Below are 14,659 nucleotides of genomic sequence, written 5' to 3' on the forward strand. Positions count from 1 at the left end.
CGCTCGGTAATGGGGTGGACAGGGCGCCAGTGTCGCACTCCCGGATACGGCGGTGCCAGTGGCGCCTTGCTGTAATGAATATATTATCTGCCGATTATGCCCACCAGCGCTGTATCTGTAGAATGCGAACGCTTGGGCAAGCCGCGCCGGAGCATCGCGGCAACCGGTTTGTGCTATCAATTAGACAGAGTTATACGAGTATCCAGAGCATGACCGACGGTCAAGACCTGTTCATCGATGTCGCTCGCCTGCGCGTAGGCATGTATATCCATCTTGATCTCGGCTGGATGGACCACCCTTTCTCGCTCAACAGCTTCAAGATACGCTCGCAGGACCAGATCGACACGCTGCGTTCGCTGGGCCTCGCCACGATCCGCTATTCGCCCGACAAGAGCGACGCCACGCCCGCCGCGACCAACGGCACGGAGGCCGCCGCCAAGCCCCAGGAAATCCAGGAAACACCGGCCCAGCTCGCCGCCAGACAGCGCAACGCAATGCTCGCCCAGCAGCGCGCCAGTCTGCAGGCTTGCGAACGCAAGTTCGCCGAAGGCGCGAAGCTGTACAAGCAGGTCATGAAGACCGTGCATGCCAAGCCGGTCCAGTCGCGCGAGCAGAGCGAAGCGCTGATCAAGGGTTTCGTCGACGAACTGCTGGGCGACCACGAGGCCACCATCCGCCTGCTTTCCGAAAAATCGGGCGAGGAAAGCTCGCTGCACGCACTCAACGTCACCATCCTGTCGCTGCTGCTGGGCAAGGCTGCCGGCCTGCCCGCCGCCGCCATGCAGGACCTCGGCGTGGCCGCCCTGCTGCACGACATCGGCAAGATCGAATTGCCCGACCGGCTACGCTGCCGCGACGACAGCTTTACCTCGGCCGAGCGCGAACTGTTCCAGATGCACGTGATGCACGGCATCGAGATCGGCCGCAAGATGGGCCTCAACGCCGCCGTGCTGCTCGCCGTCGCCCAGCACCACGAACACGCCGACGGCACGGGTTTCCCGCGCCGCCTGGGTGGCGACAAGCTGAGCCCGGCCAGCCGCATCGTGGCCATCACCAACCGTTACGACAATCTGTGCAACCCGGCCAACCCGGCCCATTCGATCACGCCGCACGAGGCGCTATCGCTGATGTTCGCGCAGATGAAACCGCACTTCGACGCGGCCACCATGTCGCTGTTCATCCGCATGATGGGCGTCTATCCGCCGGGCTCGGTGGTGCAGCTCACCGATGAGCGCTACGCGCTGGTGGTGTCGGTCAACTCCTCGCGCCCGCTCAAGCCTCAGGTGATCATCCACGACCCGCGCCAGCCGCGCGAGGAAGCGATCGTGGTCGATCTCGAGGACTGCGCCGAGCTCGGCATCCGCCGCAGCCTCAAGCCCCTGCAACTGCCCAAGCCGGTGTACGACTACCTGTCGCCACGCAAGCGCATGTGCTACTTCTTCGAACGCGGCCGGGAAACCAAGGCGCAGCCATGAAGGCCAATCTCCTCGCCCCCCTGCTCGAAGGCCTGCTCGACGCGGTGTGGCTGGTCGATCCGCTCGAACTGCGCATCCTCATGGCCAACCAGGCCGCCGAATCCATGCTCGGCGTGGCGCGCGGCGGGCTCGCGGGCAAGGCGGTGATCGACCTAGTGTCCACGCCCGAAGATGTGTTTTTCTGGGAGGACGTGGCTGCCGGCCGCTCGGACCAGATCCTGTCCGAGACCATGCTCAACCGCCCCGACGGCGCGACGCTACGGGTCGAGCGCCGGGTCAGCCGCATGCAGGTCGACCATGAATCGATGTACGTGGTGGCGATACGCGACTACTCCGACCAGCGCCGCGTCGAAAACGAGCTCGAACACCTGATCGCCGAGCTGCGCGCCACGCTAGAATCGACCGCCGACGGCATCCTGGTGATCGACCCGGCCGGCAATGTGCGCGGCTTCAACCAGCGCTTCGCCGAGCTGTGGGACCTGCCCGAACACCTGCTCACACGCCGAGACGATACCGCCGTGTTCGCCTGGATGAGCACCTGCGTGCTCGATGCCGACCGCTATGTCGAACGCCTGGCGGTGATCGCCCGCTCGCCGCTGATCGAATCCACCGACGTGCTGATGCTCAAGACCGGCAAGGTGCTGGAACGCGTCACCCTGCCGCAGTACGCGCGCAGCCGGCCGATCGGGCGCGTCTACTCGTTCCGCGACATCACCCAGCGCCTGGCCGACGAGCAGCGCCTGCAGCTCGCCGCCAAGGTATTCGAATCGAGCCTCGACGCCATCTTCGTCACCGACCCCGAACGCCACATCATCGCCGTCAACCCGCGCTGCGAGGTGCTGACCGGCTACACGCGGGACGAGATGGGCGGGCGCTCGCCGACCGATTTCATGGCCAGCGCCACCGACGTGACGCTGGTCGACCAGATCAAGCACGGCCTCGACCACGACGGCTTCTGGGAAGGCGAGGTATGGTGCCGGCGCAAGACCGGCGAGAGCTACCCCTCGCTGATGTCGCTGGTGCGCGTGCTCGATGCCGACGGCAAGCCGGTCAACTGCGTCGGCTTCTTCAAGGACCTGACCGAATCGCTCGAAGCCAAGCGCCGCATCGAGGAGCTGGCCTACAACGACTCGCTGACCGGCCTGCCCAACCGCCTGCTGCTCAACGAGCGCATGGCGCAGGCGATGCACCTGTGCGAGCGCAACGGCCTGCAGTTCGCCATCCTGTTCCTCGATCTCGACCGCTTCAAGCACATCAACGACTCGCTCGGCCACGTGTTCGGCGACCGCGTGCTGGTCGAAGTGGCGGAGCGCCTGAAGATCTGCCTGCGCTCGGTGGATACCGCCGCGCGCCTGGGCGGTGACGAATTCGTCGTGCTGCTGAACCAGGTGGACCCGGCCACCACCGAGTTGATCGCCCGCCGCGTGCTGGAGACGCTGTCGCGCCCGATCACCTTCGACGAGCTGTCGTTCACCGTCACCTGCAGCATCGGCGTGGCGCTCTATCCATCGGACGGCAAGACGCTCGACGAGCTGATCAAGAATGCCGACAGCGCGATGTATTACGTCAAGGAGCGCGGTCGCTCCGATTTCCGCTTCTACCAGCGGCAGATGAATGTCGGCCTGCTGTCGCGCATGAAGCTCGACCACGCGATGCGGCTGGCGCTGGCCAACGACGGCTTCTCGCTGCACTACCAGCCGCAGATCGAGATACGCAGCGGCCAGGTGATCGGCGTCGAGGCACTACTGCGCTGGACCGACCCCGAGCTCGGCGTGGTGCCGCCAGGCCAGTTCATCCCGATCGCAGAGGAAACCGGCGTCATCGTGCCGATCGGCAACTGGGTGCTGGAAGAGGCCATCCACCAGGCGGCGCGCTGGCACGACGGCGGGCGCACGCTGCCGGTGGCCGTCAACGTGTCGGCGCTGCAGTTCCAGCAGGTCGATTTCGTCGCCCGCGTCGGCGACCTGCTGCAGCAATACGGCCTGCCGCCGCGGCTGCTCGAACTCGAACTGACCGAGTCCATCCTGATCCGCGATGCCAACGATGCGCTGAAGCGGCTCGAAGGCCTGGCGGCACTCGGCGTGCGGCTGTCGATCGACGATTTCGGCACCGGCTATTCAAGCCTGGCCTATCTCAAGCGCTTTCCGATCAGCAAGCTCAAGATCGACCGCTCCTTCGTCAAGGACGTGCCGGGCGACGAGGGCGACGAGGGCATCGTCGAAGCCATCATCCAGATGGCCCGCGCGCTGCGGCTCAAGGTCGTCGCCGAGGGCGTGGAGCAGCAGCACCAGGCCGATTATCTCATGGAGCTCGGCTGCGACCATTACCAGGGCTACCTGTTCTCCCCCGCCCAACCGCCCGGCGCGCTGGAACAGCTGCTGCAGGAATACACCCCGGGCTGATCGCCCCCGGCCCGCCCTGCTTGCAGCCAGGCGGGTTCGCCTTCCCTCCCATGTGAACGCTGGCAGCGGGCAGCCAGGCCGTCACCGCCGACTGTGGGTTTACTTCAGGTCGGACATCGAGGCGCCGTGGTTGATGTGGAACACATCGCCATCGGGCTCGACCACAGCAGAAAATCCTGCGCCGCCAACCCCCACGAAGCCAGCGCACGGCATGGCGGCGAGCAGCAATGCACCAGGCTCGAGCCAGGGCATTCATCACCGGCTATCGTCGGCAATCGCGCCATGTTAGCAGCCATGCACCACAGGCAGTCATAGCGGATGACGCGATCACGCCAGGCATTTTCAACGTCACTAGACGACCGGTCTAATCAGTGCTAGATTACCACCATGCGCAACGACTTCAGCGATACCCGCGAGCATATTCTCGACGTGGGCGAATCCATCATCCTCGGCAAGGGCTATGCCGCCGTCGGGCTGTCCGAGATTCTCGCCACCGCCGAAGTGCCGAAGGGGTCGTTCTATCACTATTTCAAGTCGAAGGAGCAGTTCGGTGTCGACCTGCTCGGCCGTTATTTCAGCGACTACGCAGCGCGTATCGACGAACGCTTCCAGAACACCGCGCTGCCCGCGCGCGCGCGGCTGATGGGCTACTGGCGCCAGTGGTACGACAACCAGGCGGCCTGCAGCTGCCACCAGCAGTGTCTGGCGGTGAAGCTGTCGGGCGAGGTGTCGGACCTGTCCGACGCCATGCGCGAAACGCTGAAGGCCGGCATGAATGCGGTGATCGAGCGCATCGCGCGCTGCATCGCCGCCGGCATCGCCGATGGCTCGCTGCCGATGCACCTGAACCCGCAGCAGACGGCGCAGACGCTCTACCAGCTGTGGCTGGGCGCGAGCCTGCTGACCAAGGTGCGCAAGGAGCCCAGCGCGCTCGATGCCACCATGGCCTCGACCTACGCGCTACTGGGCATCGCGCCGGGGCAGACGAATTGAGGTAACGCCGGCCGACCACGGCTGGCGGCAGTAATGGCACTTGCAGCAACAGATGTCCCGGCAGCGATGCCGACGATCCGGCGGGTGCCGCCGGGTGTCGGGATGGCTTCCTGGCCGAGCGGCCGGGCCACTGTGCAGTACCGGAAATACAAACTGGCGTCCCACGCCATTTTTTTGATACCCACACTAGACGACTGGTCTATTAATAATCACGGAGCTCGATCATGGCTTACCCAACGCTGCTGTCCCCGATTACCGTCGGTGCCGTCACTCTCGCCAACCGCACCGTCATGGCCCCGCTCACGCGTTCGCGCGCGGGCCAGGGCGAAGTGCCGACCGCACTCAACGCCGAATACTACGTACAGCGCGCCAGCGCCGGCCTGATCGTCACCGAGGCCACGCAGGTCTCGCAACAGGGCCAGGGTTATGCCTGGACACCAGGCATCTTCACCGATGCGCAGCAGGCCGGCTGGCAGCAGGTGGTGGCAGGCGTGCACGCGGCCGGCGGCAAGATCGCGCTGCAGCTGTGGCACGTGGGCCGCATCTCGCACCGCCTGCTGCAACCCAACGGCGAGGCGCCCGTCGCGCCGTCTGCGATCCGTGCCAACTCGCAATCCTTCGTCGTACACCCAGATGGCACGCCGGCCAACGAGCCGTGTGACGAGCCGCGCGCGCTGACGCAGGCCGAGATCCACGCCATCGCCGCCGACTTTGCCGCCGGCGCGCGTCGCGCCAAGGCGGCCGGCTTCGATCTGGTCGAGGTCCATGCCGCCAACGGCTACCTGCTCAACCAGTTCCTCGCCACCGGCCCGAACCAGCGCAGAGATGAATACGGCGGCTCGGTCGAGAACCGCGCGCGCTTCCTGCTCGAAGTGGTCGACGCCACCATCGCCGAGATCGGCGCCGGCCACGTCGGCGTGCGTCTGTCGCCGTGGGGCACATTCAACGACATCCAGGACGACGAGGCGCAGGAAACCGCGCTGCATGTCGCCCGTGAACTCAGCAAGCGCAACATCGCCTACCTGCATCTGGCCGAGCCGGGCTGGGCCGGCGGCCCGGACTATCCGCAGGGCTTTCGCGAGGCGCTGCGTACGGCCTTCACCGGCACACTGATCTACTGTGGCGGCTATACCGCCGACACGGCCAACAGCCGCATCGAGCAGGGGCTGGCGGATGCCATTGCCTTCGGCAAGCCTTTCATCGCCAACCCTGACCTGGTCGAGCGCTTCCGCCGCCAGGCACCGCTCAATGCGCCCAACCCGGCCACCTTCTACGGTGGCGCCGCCGAGGGTTACACCGACTACCCGACGCTGGCCCAGCTCGAAACCCAGTCGGCTTAATCGGCAGCGGGCGCCGCGCCGCGCCGCGCCCGTCCGACATCGATCAACACATTCCGGAGCCCCCATGGCACACCTGTTCGAACCCTTGACGCTGCGTGGCGTCACCTTCCCCAACCGCATCGGCGTGTCGCCGATGTGCCAGTATTCGGCCGAGGATGGTCTGGCCAACGACTGGCACCTGGTCCACCTCGGCGGCCGTGCCGTCGGTGGCGCCGGCCTGATCATCGCCGAGGCGGCCGCGGTGGCGCCCGAGGGCCGCATCACGCCGGCCGACCTCGGTTTGTGGAACGACGAGCAGATCGACCCGCTCGCGCGCATCAACGCCTTCATCCACAGCCAGGGCTCGGTAGCGGGCATTCAGCTGGCGCACGCCGGGCGCAAGGCGGCCACGGCCCTGCCGTGGATCACGCAGACCGGCACGCTGAGCGAGGCGGACGGCGGCTGGCAGCCGGTTGCGCCGTCGCCGCTGGCGTTTGCCGACGGCTATGCCACCCCGGCCGAGCTCGACGAGGCCGCCATCACGTCGCTCGTGCGGTCCTTTGCCGATGCGGCGCAGCGCGCGCTGGAAGCCGGTTTCAAGACCATCGAGATCCACGCGGCGCACGGCTACCTGCTGCACGAATTCCTGTCGCCGATCTCGAACCAGCGCACCGATCGCTACGGCGGCAGCTTCGACAACCGTACGCGTCTGCTGAAGGAAGTGGTCGGCGCGGTGCGCAGCGTGTGGCCCGAGCGCCTGCCGCTGCTGACCCGTGTCTCGGCGACCGACTGGGTGGCCGATGGCTGGCATGCCGAAGAGACGGTATTGCTGGCGCGCGAGCTCAAGGCGCTCGGCGTCGACCTGCTCGACTGCTCGTCCGGCGGCAACCTCGCCAGCGCGCAGATTCCGGTCGGCCCCGGTTACCAGACCCCGTTCGCTGAGCAGGTGAGACGTGGCAGCGGCCTGGCCAGCGCCGCCGTCGGCCTGATCACCGACCCGGCACAGGCGGACCAGATCGTGCGCAACGGCCAGGCCGACATGGTGCTGCTCGCCCGCGAACTGCTGCGCGACCCCTACTGGCCCATGCACGCAGCCCAGGCGCTGGGCCGGGCCACGAGCTGGCCCGTGCAGTATCTGCGCGCGGCGCCTCACGGCAGCACTGTCCGCCAACCGCTGGCGGACTGAGACAGGTCCGCTGCATCAGGCGCATGGCGGGCCGCACGCTGCCATGCGCCTGATGCCATATCCATGGCAGCGCGCGACGCCATGCATGCCGCCCGTCGGCTGATGGGGAACCATTCCCTCCTTGCCTTGCTCTATGCGTTACGCTACGCATATATAGGCAGCCCCACGTCGAGAGCGGCTGCCATGACCCGGCGCATCCCCGCTGTGTGATTCCCGATGCACGGCTGGGCGTCTTTGAGCAAGGGCATCGACATGAACGACATCGACGAGCAGCAACCCCAATCATCCGACGGGCGCCAGGTCTATGCCGTGCGCAGCCGCCGCCAGCGCAGTCGTACCAACTGGGTGGTGGCCAGCGTCATCGTTGGCCTGCTGCTCGGGGCGATGGGGCTGATGTTCAGCTCCGCCGTCCACGCCGCAGTCGAACAGCCACACTTGCCGCAACCGCACTAGCGCCGCTCGGGCAGGATACGCCCATACCCCGTTTCAGGCCGCGTACACCGCCGCGCTGACGCTGGGCGCCAGCGCGGCCACCATCTCTGCCACCAGCCCCCTGTCCACGTCCGGCTTCAAGTCTTCGGCAGAGCCCAGCCGCCCGGTCGGCGCCACCGACACACCTTCGCCCGTGCGCGTCAGCATGGTCTCCGCGCCGCAAGTCCGGCAATACACATGATCACCGCTGTGCTGATCGCGCCGCACCACGATGGTCGGCCCGCACATCGGGCATATCTGCAGCGGGATGCCGGGCTCGCTGTGGCCGACGATGTGATGCAGCAGGCCAGCCTCGCCGAGCGCGATGAAACGCTTGCCCAGTGCGGTGTCGAACTGGCGCCCCAGCTCGTTGCCGATGATGTCGAGCGCGGCGCCCACCGGCATGCCGCGCCGGTAAGGCCGGGTGCTGGTCAGCGCATCGAAGGTATCGGCAATCGCCACGATGCGCGCATCGAGCGGGATATCGTCGCCCTTGCTGCCGAGCGGGTAGCCACGCCCGTCGTGGGTTTCGTGGTGTTGCAGGATGGCGGTGCGCACCAGCCTGGCCAGCGGGTGGCCCTGCATCAGCCGCTCGCCGATGCCGGGATGGGTCTTGATCACCGCGTATTCGTCCTCGGTCAGCTTGGCCGGTTTCTTCAGCACCGCGTCGGGCACGCCGACCTTGCCCAGGTCATGCAGAAAGCCGCCCAGCGAGATGCGCGCCACCTCGGCGCGCGGCAGGTTGAGGTCTTCCGCCAGCAGCGCGGTGAACTGCGATACCCGCCACAGGTGGCCGCCAGTGTACGGGTCGCGCGCCTCGACCATGGCTGCCATCGTGTAAAGGCTGTTGATGAACTGTTCGACGACCTGCATGGTGGCCTCCTTCCGCCTGCGTGGCGCGGCATGCCGGCTCGGGCAATGCCATGCTTCAGTGTAGGCGGGCACCGCCCGATTACCAGAGGCGGCCTTGCGTGAGCCGCGCGATGGACTCGCGCCAGCCTTCCGCCTCGCGCTGGCGCCTGCCTTCCTGCTGGCCGGCCCGGTGGGCGGCGTCCTCCGGGCCGTAATAGCGCTCCCCGGCAAGCCCGAGGGTGTAGGCATGCTGCGGCTCCCGGCTGATGCAGTCGTCAATGCCGTCTGGTTTCATGATGAGGCTCCTGTAGTCGATGGAAACAGGCTCTCATGGCAGCAGGTGCAATAGAACGGCTGGCGATTTGATCAGATTGAGCGGTTATAAGAGGAGCGATGCAATTCCTGCAAGCGGTGGGTCATGCAATTGCATGGCTGCGCCTGGGCGTATCCCCACGGCTGGGCTATGGTTCATAGCGTCGGGCCGATTACCCTGCAGGAGCCGGCATGCCACAACGGAAGATAGCGAGAACCATCGCCTGCCTCGCACTGGCAAGCCACCCGGCCAGCCTGCTGGCCGAGGACATCGTGCTGGCCGCGCCGGATTACTGGTGCCCGGTCAGCTGCAAGGCGGGCGGGGCGGAAGAAGGCTTTGCCGTCGAGCTGCTGCGCACCGTGTTCGAGCGGCAGGGCTACACCGTGCGCTACCGCAACCTCAACTACTCGCGGGCACTCGCCGAGGCGCGCTCCAACCGGGTGACGGCGATTACCGCCGCCTACAAGCGCGAGGCGCCCGGCTTCGTGTTCCCCGCCGAGCCGAGCCTGGTCGGCCACTACTGCTTCTTCACGCGGCCGGGCGGCAGCTGGCGCTACACCGGCACGGCATCGATACCGGGGCGGGTGGTCGGCGTGATCCAGAGCTATTCCTACGGCCAGGCGCTCGATGGCTACATCCAGCGCCATCACGCCAACTTCGACATCCACACCGGCGACGGCGCGCTGCAGCGGATGATAGGCAAGCTGCAGATAGGTCGGCTCGATGCCTTCGTCGAGGACGAAACGCTGGTGCGCTACATGCAGATCAAAGACCCGAGGCTGGCCTTGCGCCAGGCCGGCTGCACCGAAGCGGTGTATGCCTACCCGGCCTTCTCGCCCAGCAATACGCACGCGCAGCAATACGCGGCGCTCTACTCGGCCGGCGTGGCTGCGCTGCGCAAATCCGGGGAGCTGGGGCGGATTCTGGCCAGGTATGGCGCCACGGAGTGGAACGAGGCCAAGCCGGGCAAGTAGGCCACTTAGCCCAGCCCCGGCTGGCGGTGCGCTTCAACAACGGTTGAGTGATTCATGTGCCGATCGCCCGCCACGGGTGGGCGGGCGGCGCCAGGCTAGAACTCGGGATGCTGAAACTCCGTCAGCGCCGCGCTCTCGGCCAGCCTGAGGCGCACGAATTCGGGCACCGCCGCGGCATCGACGATGTCCATCGCCTGGTACAGCGGCTCATGGGCCAACTCGGCCTCGAAACCGGGCTGCGGCCAGCCCTCCTCGTCGAGCCGGGTGTCGATGGCCCGCTGCAGCGCAGCCGACACAGCGCCCTGGCGCACCAGCACGACAGGCCGGCAGAACAGGCCACGCTGGCCGATGAGGCCGACACACAGGCCGCTCATCGCCTTGATCTGCCTGTCCTGCTGCAGCAGGCTCGCGAACACGGTGATCTGGAAGGCCCGCGTTTCGCGCTCGAAGGCATGCACGACGAGCTGGCTCGATTTCTTGACAATATAGCCGCGCAGGATTTCGGTGATCGCCGGCGTCTCGACCAGCCCGTGGCTCTCGCTCGCCGCACCGTTCATGCGATGGATTTCGAGCGTGCGCATGGCGCCGGTGCTGGCGTTGAAGTAAATGACCAGCATGCCGAGCACGTAACGCCCCGGCCACACCACCGAGGGGCGCCATACCTGGTAGACGCCGGGTGCGGCATCCTTGAGCTTCTGGCGCGTGGTACGCACCGATTCCAGCTCGTGCACCAGGCTCCAGAAATACTGGTCGGGCACACGGGCGACGGCGAGCTGGTCGCGCACCTCATCCCAAAACCCCTCTTCCACCAGATAGTTAAGAAGACGTTCAGCGTCGTCGCCTTCTAATTCAGACTTGCCGCTACACCACCGGCTGAAGGTGAATTGCGACGCGCTGCGGACTACCTCGGCGCGGCACAGCACCTTGTAGTGCAGCATCTCCTTCTCGTCGGGGCGGGCGGCCTTGCGGATCTGGCGAAAACGCTCGCGCAGGAAGTCCTGCCCCTCGCGGGCGAGGCGGCCTTGCAGGCGCTCGATTTCGGTGGCATCGGCAGGTGGGTTCAGGGTGTCCATGGCGGGTCGGATAGGCGGCTAAAATGGCAGTGTGCCATGGCGCCGTCCGGACGCAAAAGCCGGCGGGGCGCGCAAGCGCGTCTCCCGGCATCGAGAGGAGCAATACCATGTTGAATATACCGATGATCGGCGCCACCGCGCTGCTGATGCTGGCAGGCTGCGCCATGGCCGACGACGAGCAGTGGGACGGCGCGCCGCGCCGGGGCTCGGGCGCCTACCAGGAGGGCTACCGCGACGGCTATCGCGAGGGCTACCGTGCCGCCCTGCGCGAGGCGGCACGCGGTGGCGACAGCAATTTCCCGTCGAACAGCGGCATCCGCATCCGCCGTGCGCTGTATGGCGACAGCGTGCACTACTGCGATTTCGGCCGGAAGCTGCAGGCAGAGGCCAACGGCAAGAGCAGCTACGAGTTCGAGGTGAACAACCGCCTGTGCGGCGACCCGGCGCGCGATACCCCGAAACGGGCACTGATCGAATACAGCTGCGGCAACCGCCCGGTACAACGGGTCGAGGTCGGCGAGGAACAGCGCGCACGCCTGTATTGCCCCTGGTAAGACAACTTGGCACCGCGCCAGACACCTTGTCCAGAGCGGCCTGCAGCCTTGCTGCAGGCCGCGTCCGTATTGGCTTCCAGCGGCATGGCATGGCGCCGCCGGGTGCCCATCCTGCATCGGATGCCATTCAGTTTCCGTTCACCGCGGCCGCTGCAAGATGGGTCCCGCAACAAGCCGACGTGCTCAAGCGCCGGACCTAACCCAACCATGCAAAGGATTGCCAGAATGAACAAGCTGCTCGCTACCCTGATCGCCTCCGCTGTTGCCGCCGTTTCCTTCAGCGCAGCCGCCGCTACCGCCGCAGCCCCTGCCACGCCTGCTACCCCCGCTGCGCATGCCCAGGCTGCCACGCCGGCAACACCCGCGGCACCGGCAGCAACGCCGGCCACTGCAGCCAAGCCTGCCGCTCAGGCGGTCGCCGTGACGCCCGCCAGCGCCGCGCAACCGGCACAGGCCGCTGCCGACAAGGCGGCAGAGAAGCCCGCCAAGGCGCACAAGGCGGTGAAGAAGGTGAAGGCCGAAAGCAAGAAGGCTGACGAGAAAAAGGCCGAAGAGAAGAAGTCGTAATCGCGGCTCGCTCAAGGCTCAAAAAAAGGACGGTTCGCCGTCCTTTTTTGCTTGCCAGCAACCGCGCCGGCGCCGCGCCCCGCCTGCTCCCGCGCTACAATGCGCCAACCCCCAGCCCACCCGGAGAACGCACTCCCATGACCGCCCCGCTGCTCGTCGCCAAGGCCGGCGATACCGACATCGAACTGCTGCCCGCGCTCGCCAACCGCCACGGCCTGATCGCCGGCGCCACCGGCACCGGCAAGACCGTCACGCTCGCCCGCATGGCCGAGGCCTTCTCGCGCGCCGGCGTGCCGGTGTTCATGGCCGACGTGAAAAGTGATCTGTCGGGCGTGGCCGCGGTCGGCAGCGAGACGCCCAAGCTCAAGGCACGCCTCGCCCAGCTCGGCATCGGCGACTTCGGCTACGCCCCCTGCCCTGCCGCGTTCTGGGACGTGTTCGGCGACGCCGGCCACCCGGTGCGCGCCACCATCTCCGACATGGGACCGCTGCTGCTCGCGCGCCTGCTCAATCTCAACGACACCCAGGCCGGCGTGCTGCAGATCATCTTCAAGGCTGCCGACGACAACGGCCTGTTGCTGCTCGACCTGAAGGACCTGCGCGCGATGGTGCAGTTCGTCGGCGACAACGCGAAGCAGTTCACCACGCAATACGGCAATGTCTCGGTCGCCTCGATCGGCGCGATCCAGCGCGGCCTCTTGAGCCTGGAGCAGGAAGGCGGCGAACGCTTCTTCGGCGAGCCGATGCTCGACATCAACGACCTGATGCAGACCGACGTCAACGGCCACGGCGTGATCAACGTGCTGGCGGCCGACAAGCTCTACCAATCGCCGCGTCTCTATTCGACCTTCCTGCTGTGGCTGCTGGCCGAGCTGTTCGAGCAACTGCCCGAGGTCGGCGACGTGGACAAGCCCAAGCTGGTGTTCTTCTTCGACGAGGCCCACCTGCTGTTCACCGACGCACCGAGCGCGCTGCTGCAGAAGATCGAGCAGGTGGTGCGGCTGATCCGCTCCAAGGGCGTGGGTGTGTATTTCGTCACGCAGAACCCGCTCGACGTGCCCGACACCGTGCTCGCCCAGCTCGGCAACCGCGTGCAGCACGCGCTGCGCGCCTTCACCCCGCGCGACCAGAAAGCCGTCGCCACCGCGGCCGAGACCATGCGCGCCAATCCTGCCTTCGATGCCGCGCAGGCGATCACCGAGCTGGCCGTGGGCGAGGCGCTGATCTCCTTCCTCGACGAGCAGGGCCGGCCGAACATGGTCGAGCGCGCACTGGTGATCCCGCCCGGCTGCCGCATCGGGCCCTTGAGCGGCGAGGAACGCACGGCCGTGATCCAGTCCTCACTGGTGTACGGCCATTACGAACAGGCGCTCGACCGCGAATCGGCCTATGAAAAGCTGCGGGGCGGCGCCACCAGCGCAACACCCGCCGAGCCGCAGGCCCCCGGCACAGTGCAGCCCACATCGATCCCGACCCCGCCGCCAGCCAGCCCGGCGCCGGCGCAAGCGCCATCCGGCGGCATGTTCGACGGCCTCGGCGGCAAGCTCGGCGACATCCTGTTCGGCTACACCGGCCCGCGCGGCGGCCAGCACGACGGCGTGGTCCAGGCCGCCGCCAAGAGCATGGCGCGCTCGGTCGGCAGCGGCGTCGGCCGCGAGATCCTGCGCGGGGTGCTCGGGTCGATCATGGGTGGGAGAAAGTAGGCAAGCAGGCATCTCCGTGAACATGCGCTATAACGGCAGGGTAGCCAATGCCTGCGGAGAATAGCCATGGCCGACGACAGCAAGCCCAGCGGCAGTTGGTGGGCCACCCTGCCCGGCATCATCACCGCCTGTGGCGGGCTGATCGGTGCCGCGACGGCGATGATCGTCGCCTTGAACCAGGCGGGCCTGATCGGCAAGCAGGCCAGCAAGGAAGCCGCTCAGCAGCAGGTGGCGCCTGCGCCATCGCCGCAAGCCGGCACGGCTCCGGCGGAAGCTGCCCATGCGCCCGACCCCAAGCAGGCGGCGCTGCCTGCGTCCACCAGCACCACGGCGGACGGTGCGCCAGCGAGCGGCGCGCCGGCGGCGGCAGAGGCCACGCCCAGGCCGGCGGATACCGCCGAGTCCGCTGTCTCCAAGCCCACACCGGCCAATGGCCCGGTGGCGGGGCGCTACCTGGTGCGCATCGTGCTCAAGGGCGACCCCGCCACCTATTTCATCACGGCCGGGTACGACATCGTCAGCGTGGCGGCGAATGCCGAACCGGCCCGCGTCGGGCAACGCACGCCACCGACGCTGAGTGGTTACGTCGGACATTTCCATATCGGCAGCAACGATTACGAGGTCGACCGGCACGGCCAGATATGGCAGCTCACGGCGGCCGGTGAGCTGGCATCGGAAGCAGCCGGCCATGCCACGCGCCTGAAGCAAGCGTCCGGCGACTGATGCCAGCCGGGCTCGGCAAGCCGCTACGTGTGGTCACAGCGGGAGATCGGCCGC

At 67.0% G+C, this 14,659-nt stretch carries 15 protein-coding genes; 11 read left to right on the forward strand and 4 right to left on the reverse strand.

Translation table 11 applies throughout. From position 1 onward, the window contains the following. Positions 1–209 precede the first annotated feature (209 nt). Positions 210–1,475, forward strand: coding sequence for an HD-GYP domain-containing protein (locus ABWL39_RS19475; protein ID WP_367795412.1), 1,266 nt, complete (start codon positions 210–212; stop codon positions 1,473–1,475). Then, positions 1,472–3,877 carry an EAL domain-containing protein gene (locus ABWL39_RS19480; protein WP_367795415.1) on the forward strand — a complete coding sequence of 802 codons (2,406 nt, stop codon included), beginning with the start codon at positions 1,472–1,474 and terminating at the stop codon, positions 3,875–3,877. Before ABWL39_RS19475 ends, ABWL39_RS19480 begins: the two co-directional genes overlap by 4 nt. Before the next feature lie 99 nt (positions 3,878–3,976). On the opposite strand, the gene ABWL39_RS19485 is transcribed toward ABWL39_RS19480, so the two are convergent. Next, positions 3,977–4,129 carry a hypothetical protein gene (locus ABWL39_RS19485; protein WP_367795418.1) on the reverse strand — a complete coding sequence of 51 codons (153 nt, stop codon included), beginning with the start codon at positions 4,127–4,129 and terminating at the stop codon, positions 3,977–3,979. Positions 4,130–4,264: 135 nt separating this feature from the next. On the opposite strand from ABWL39_RS19485, the gene ABWL39_RS19490 reads away from it, so the two are divergent. From ABWL39_RS19490 to ABWL39_RS19505, 4 genes are all read left to right on the forward strand, one after another. After that, positions 4,265–4,870 (forward strand): TetR/AcrR family transcriptional regulator, encoded by a 606-nt coding sequence (locus ABWL39_RS19490; protein ID WP_367795421.1) that lies wholly within the window; start codon positions 4,265–4,267, stop codon positions 4,868–4,870. A 224-nt stretch (positions 4,871–5,094) separates the two neighbouring features. Further along, on the forward strand, positions 5,095–6,210 hold the full coding sequence (locus ABWL39_RS19495; RefSeq protein WP_367795425.1) for an alkene reductase: 1,116 nt from the start codon (positions 5,095–5,097) through the stop codon (positions 6,208–6,210). Positions 6,211–6,274: 64 nt separating this feature from the next. Next, positions 6,275–7,375, forward strand: a complete 1,101-nt coding sequence (locus ABWL39_RS19500; RefSeq protein WP_367795428.1) for an NADH:flavin oxidoreductase/NADH oxidase — start codon at positions 6,275–6,277, stop codon at positions 7,373–7,375. Between the two features lie 252 nt (positions 7,376–7,627). Beyond that, positions 7,628–7,828, forward strand: coding sequence for a hypothetical protein (locus ABWL39_RS19505; protein WP_367795431.1), 201 nt, complete (start codon positions 7,628–7,630; stop codon positions 7,826–7,828). 33 nt (positions 7,829–7,861) lie between these two features. On the opposite strand, the gene ABWL39_RS19510 is transcribed toward ABWL39_RS19505, so the two are convergent. Both ABWL39_RS19510 and ABWL39_RS19515 read right to left on the reverse strand, forming a co-directional pair. Continuing rightward, positions 7,862–8,719 carry an HD domain-containing phosphohydrolase gene (locus ABWL39_RS19510; protein ID WP_367795434.1) on the reverse strand — a complete coding sequence of 286 codons (858 nt, stop codon included), beginning with the start codon at positions 8,717–8,719 and terminating at the stop codon, positions 7,862–7,864. Between the two features lie 79 nt (positions 8,720–8,798). Continuing rightward, positions 8,799–8,993 (reverse strand): hypothetical protein, encoded by a 195-nt coding sequence (locus ABWL39_RS19515; protein ID WP_367795437.1) that lies wholly within the window; start codon positions 8,991–8,993, stop codon positions 8,799–8,801. Between the two features lie 209 nt (positions 8,994–9,202). On the opposite strand from ABWL39_RS19515, the gene ABWL39_RS19520 reads away from it, so the two are divergent. Continuing rightward, positions 9,203–9,985, forward strand: a complete 783-nt coding sequence (locus ABWL39_RS19520) for a substrate-binding periplasmic protein (protein ID WP_367795440.1) — start codon at positions 9,203–9,205, stop codon at positions 9,983–9,985. A 95-nt stretch (positions 9,986–10,080) separates the two neighbouring features. On the opposite strand, the gene ABWL39_RS19525 is transcribed toward ABWL39_RS19520, so the two are convergent. After that, complete coding sequence (locus ABWL39_RS19525; protein ID WP_367795443.1) at positions 10,081–11,058, reverse strand: hypothetical protein; 978 nt, start codon at positions 11,056–11,058, stop codon at positions 10,081–10,083. A 107-nt stretch (positions 11,059–11,165) separates the two neighbouring features. On the opposite strand from ABWL39_RS19525, the gene ABWL39_RS19530 reads away from it, so the two are divergent. From ABWL39_RS19530 to ABWL39_RS19545, 4 genes are all read left to right on the forward strand, one after another. Further along, the gene (locus tag ABWL39_RS19530; protein WP_367795446.1) at positions 11,166–11,612 is read left to right on the forward strand and encodes a hypothetical protein; all 447 of its coding nucleotides are present in this window, start codon (positions 11,166–11,168) and stop codon (positions 11,610–11,612) included. Positions 11,613–11,837: 225 nt separating this feature from the next. After that, the gene (locus tag ABWL39_RS19535) at positions 11,838–12,179 is read left to right on the forward strand and encodes a hypothetical protein (protein WP_367795449.1); all 342 of its coding nucleotides are present in this window, start codon (positions 11,838–11,840) and stop codon (positions 12,177–12,179) included. A gap of 137 nt (positions 12,180–12,316) precedes the next feature. After that, on the forward strand, positions 12,317–13,882 hold the full coding sequence (locus ABWL39_RS19540; protein ID WP_367795452.1) for a helicase HerA-like domain-containing protein: 1,566 nt from the start codon (positions 12,317–12,319) through the stop codon (positions 13,880–13,882). A gap of 66 nt (positions 13,883–13,948) precedes the next feature. Then, positions 13,949–14,605 (forward strand): hypothetical protein, encoded by a 657-nt coding sequence (locus tag ABWL39_RS19545; RefSeq protein WP_367795455.1) that lies wholly within the window; start codon positions 13,949–13,951, stop codon positions 14,603–14,605. Positions 14,606–14,659 lie beyond the last annotated feature (54 nt).

This window comes from Chitinivorax sp. PXF-14 (assembly GCF_040812015.1).
Classification (GTDB): domain Bacteria; phylum Pseudomonadota; class Gammaproteobacteria; order Burkholderiales; family SCOH01; genus JBFNXJ01.

Bases quoted from the DNA above. Each gene is read 5' to 3' on its own strand.
- ABWL39_RS19475 (WP_367795412.1), top strand. From the start codon at position 210: ATGACCGACGGTCAAGACCTGTTCATCGATGTCGCTCGCCTGCGCGTA.
- ABWL39_RS19480 (WP_367795415.1), top strand. From the start codon at position 1,472: ATGAAGGCCAATCTCCTCGCCCCCCTGCTCGAAGGCCTGCTCGACGCG.
- ABWL39_RS19485 (WP_367795418.1), bottom strand. From the start codon at position 4,129: ATGCCCTGGCTCGAGCCTGGTGCATTGCTGCTCGCCGCCATGCCGTGC.
- ABWL39_RS19490 (WP_367795421.1), top strand. From the start codon at position 4,265: ATGCGCAACGACTTCAGCGATACCCGCGAGCATATTCTCGACGTGGGC.
- ABWL39_RS19495 (WP_367795425.1), top strand. From the start codon at position 5,095: ATGGCTTACCCAACGCTGCTGTCCCCGATTACCGTCGGTGCCGTCACT.
- ABWL39_RS19500 (WP_367795428.1), top strand. From the start codon at position 6,275: ATGGCACACCTGTTCGAACCCTTGACGCTGCGTGGCGTCACCTTCCCC.
- ABWL39_RS19505 (WP_367795431.1), top strand. From the start codon at position 7,628: ATGAACGACATCGACGAGCAGCAACCCCAATCATCCGACGGGCGCCAG.
- ABWL39_RS19510 (WP_367795434.1), bottom strand. From the start codon at position 8,719: ATGCAGGTCGTCGAACAGTTCATCAACAGCCTTTACACGATGGCAGCC.
- ABWL39_RS19515 (WP_367795437.1), bottom strand. From the start codon at position 8,993: ATGAAACCAGACGGCATTGACGACTGCATCAGCCGGGAGCCGCAGCAT.
- ABWL39_RS19520 (WP_367795440.1), top strand. From the start codon at position 9,203: ATGCCACAACGGAAGATAGCGAGAACCATCGCCTGCCTCGCACTGGCA.
- ABWL39_RS19525 (WP_367795443.1), bottom strand. From the start codon at position 11,058: ATGGACACCCTGAACCCACCTGCCGATGCCACCGAAATCGAGCGCCTG.
- ABWL39_RS19530 (WP_367795446.1), top strand. From the start codon at position 11,166: ATGTTGAATATACCGATGATCGGCGCCACCGCGCTGCTGATGCTGGCA.
- ABWL39_RS19535 (WP_367795449.1), top strand. From the start codon at position 11,838: ATGAACAAGCTGCTCGCTACCCTGATCGCCTCCGCTGTTGCCGCCGTT.
- ABWL39_RS19540 (WP_367795452.1), top strand. From the start codon at position 12,317: ATGACCGCCCCGCTGCTCGTCGCCAAGGCCGGCGATACCGACATCGAA.
- ABWL39_RS19545 (WP_367795455.1), top strand. From the start codon at position 13,949: ATGGCCGACGACAGCAAGCCCAGCGGCAGTTGGTGGGCCACCCTGCCC.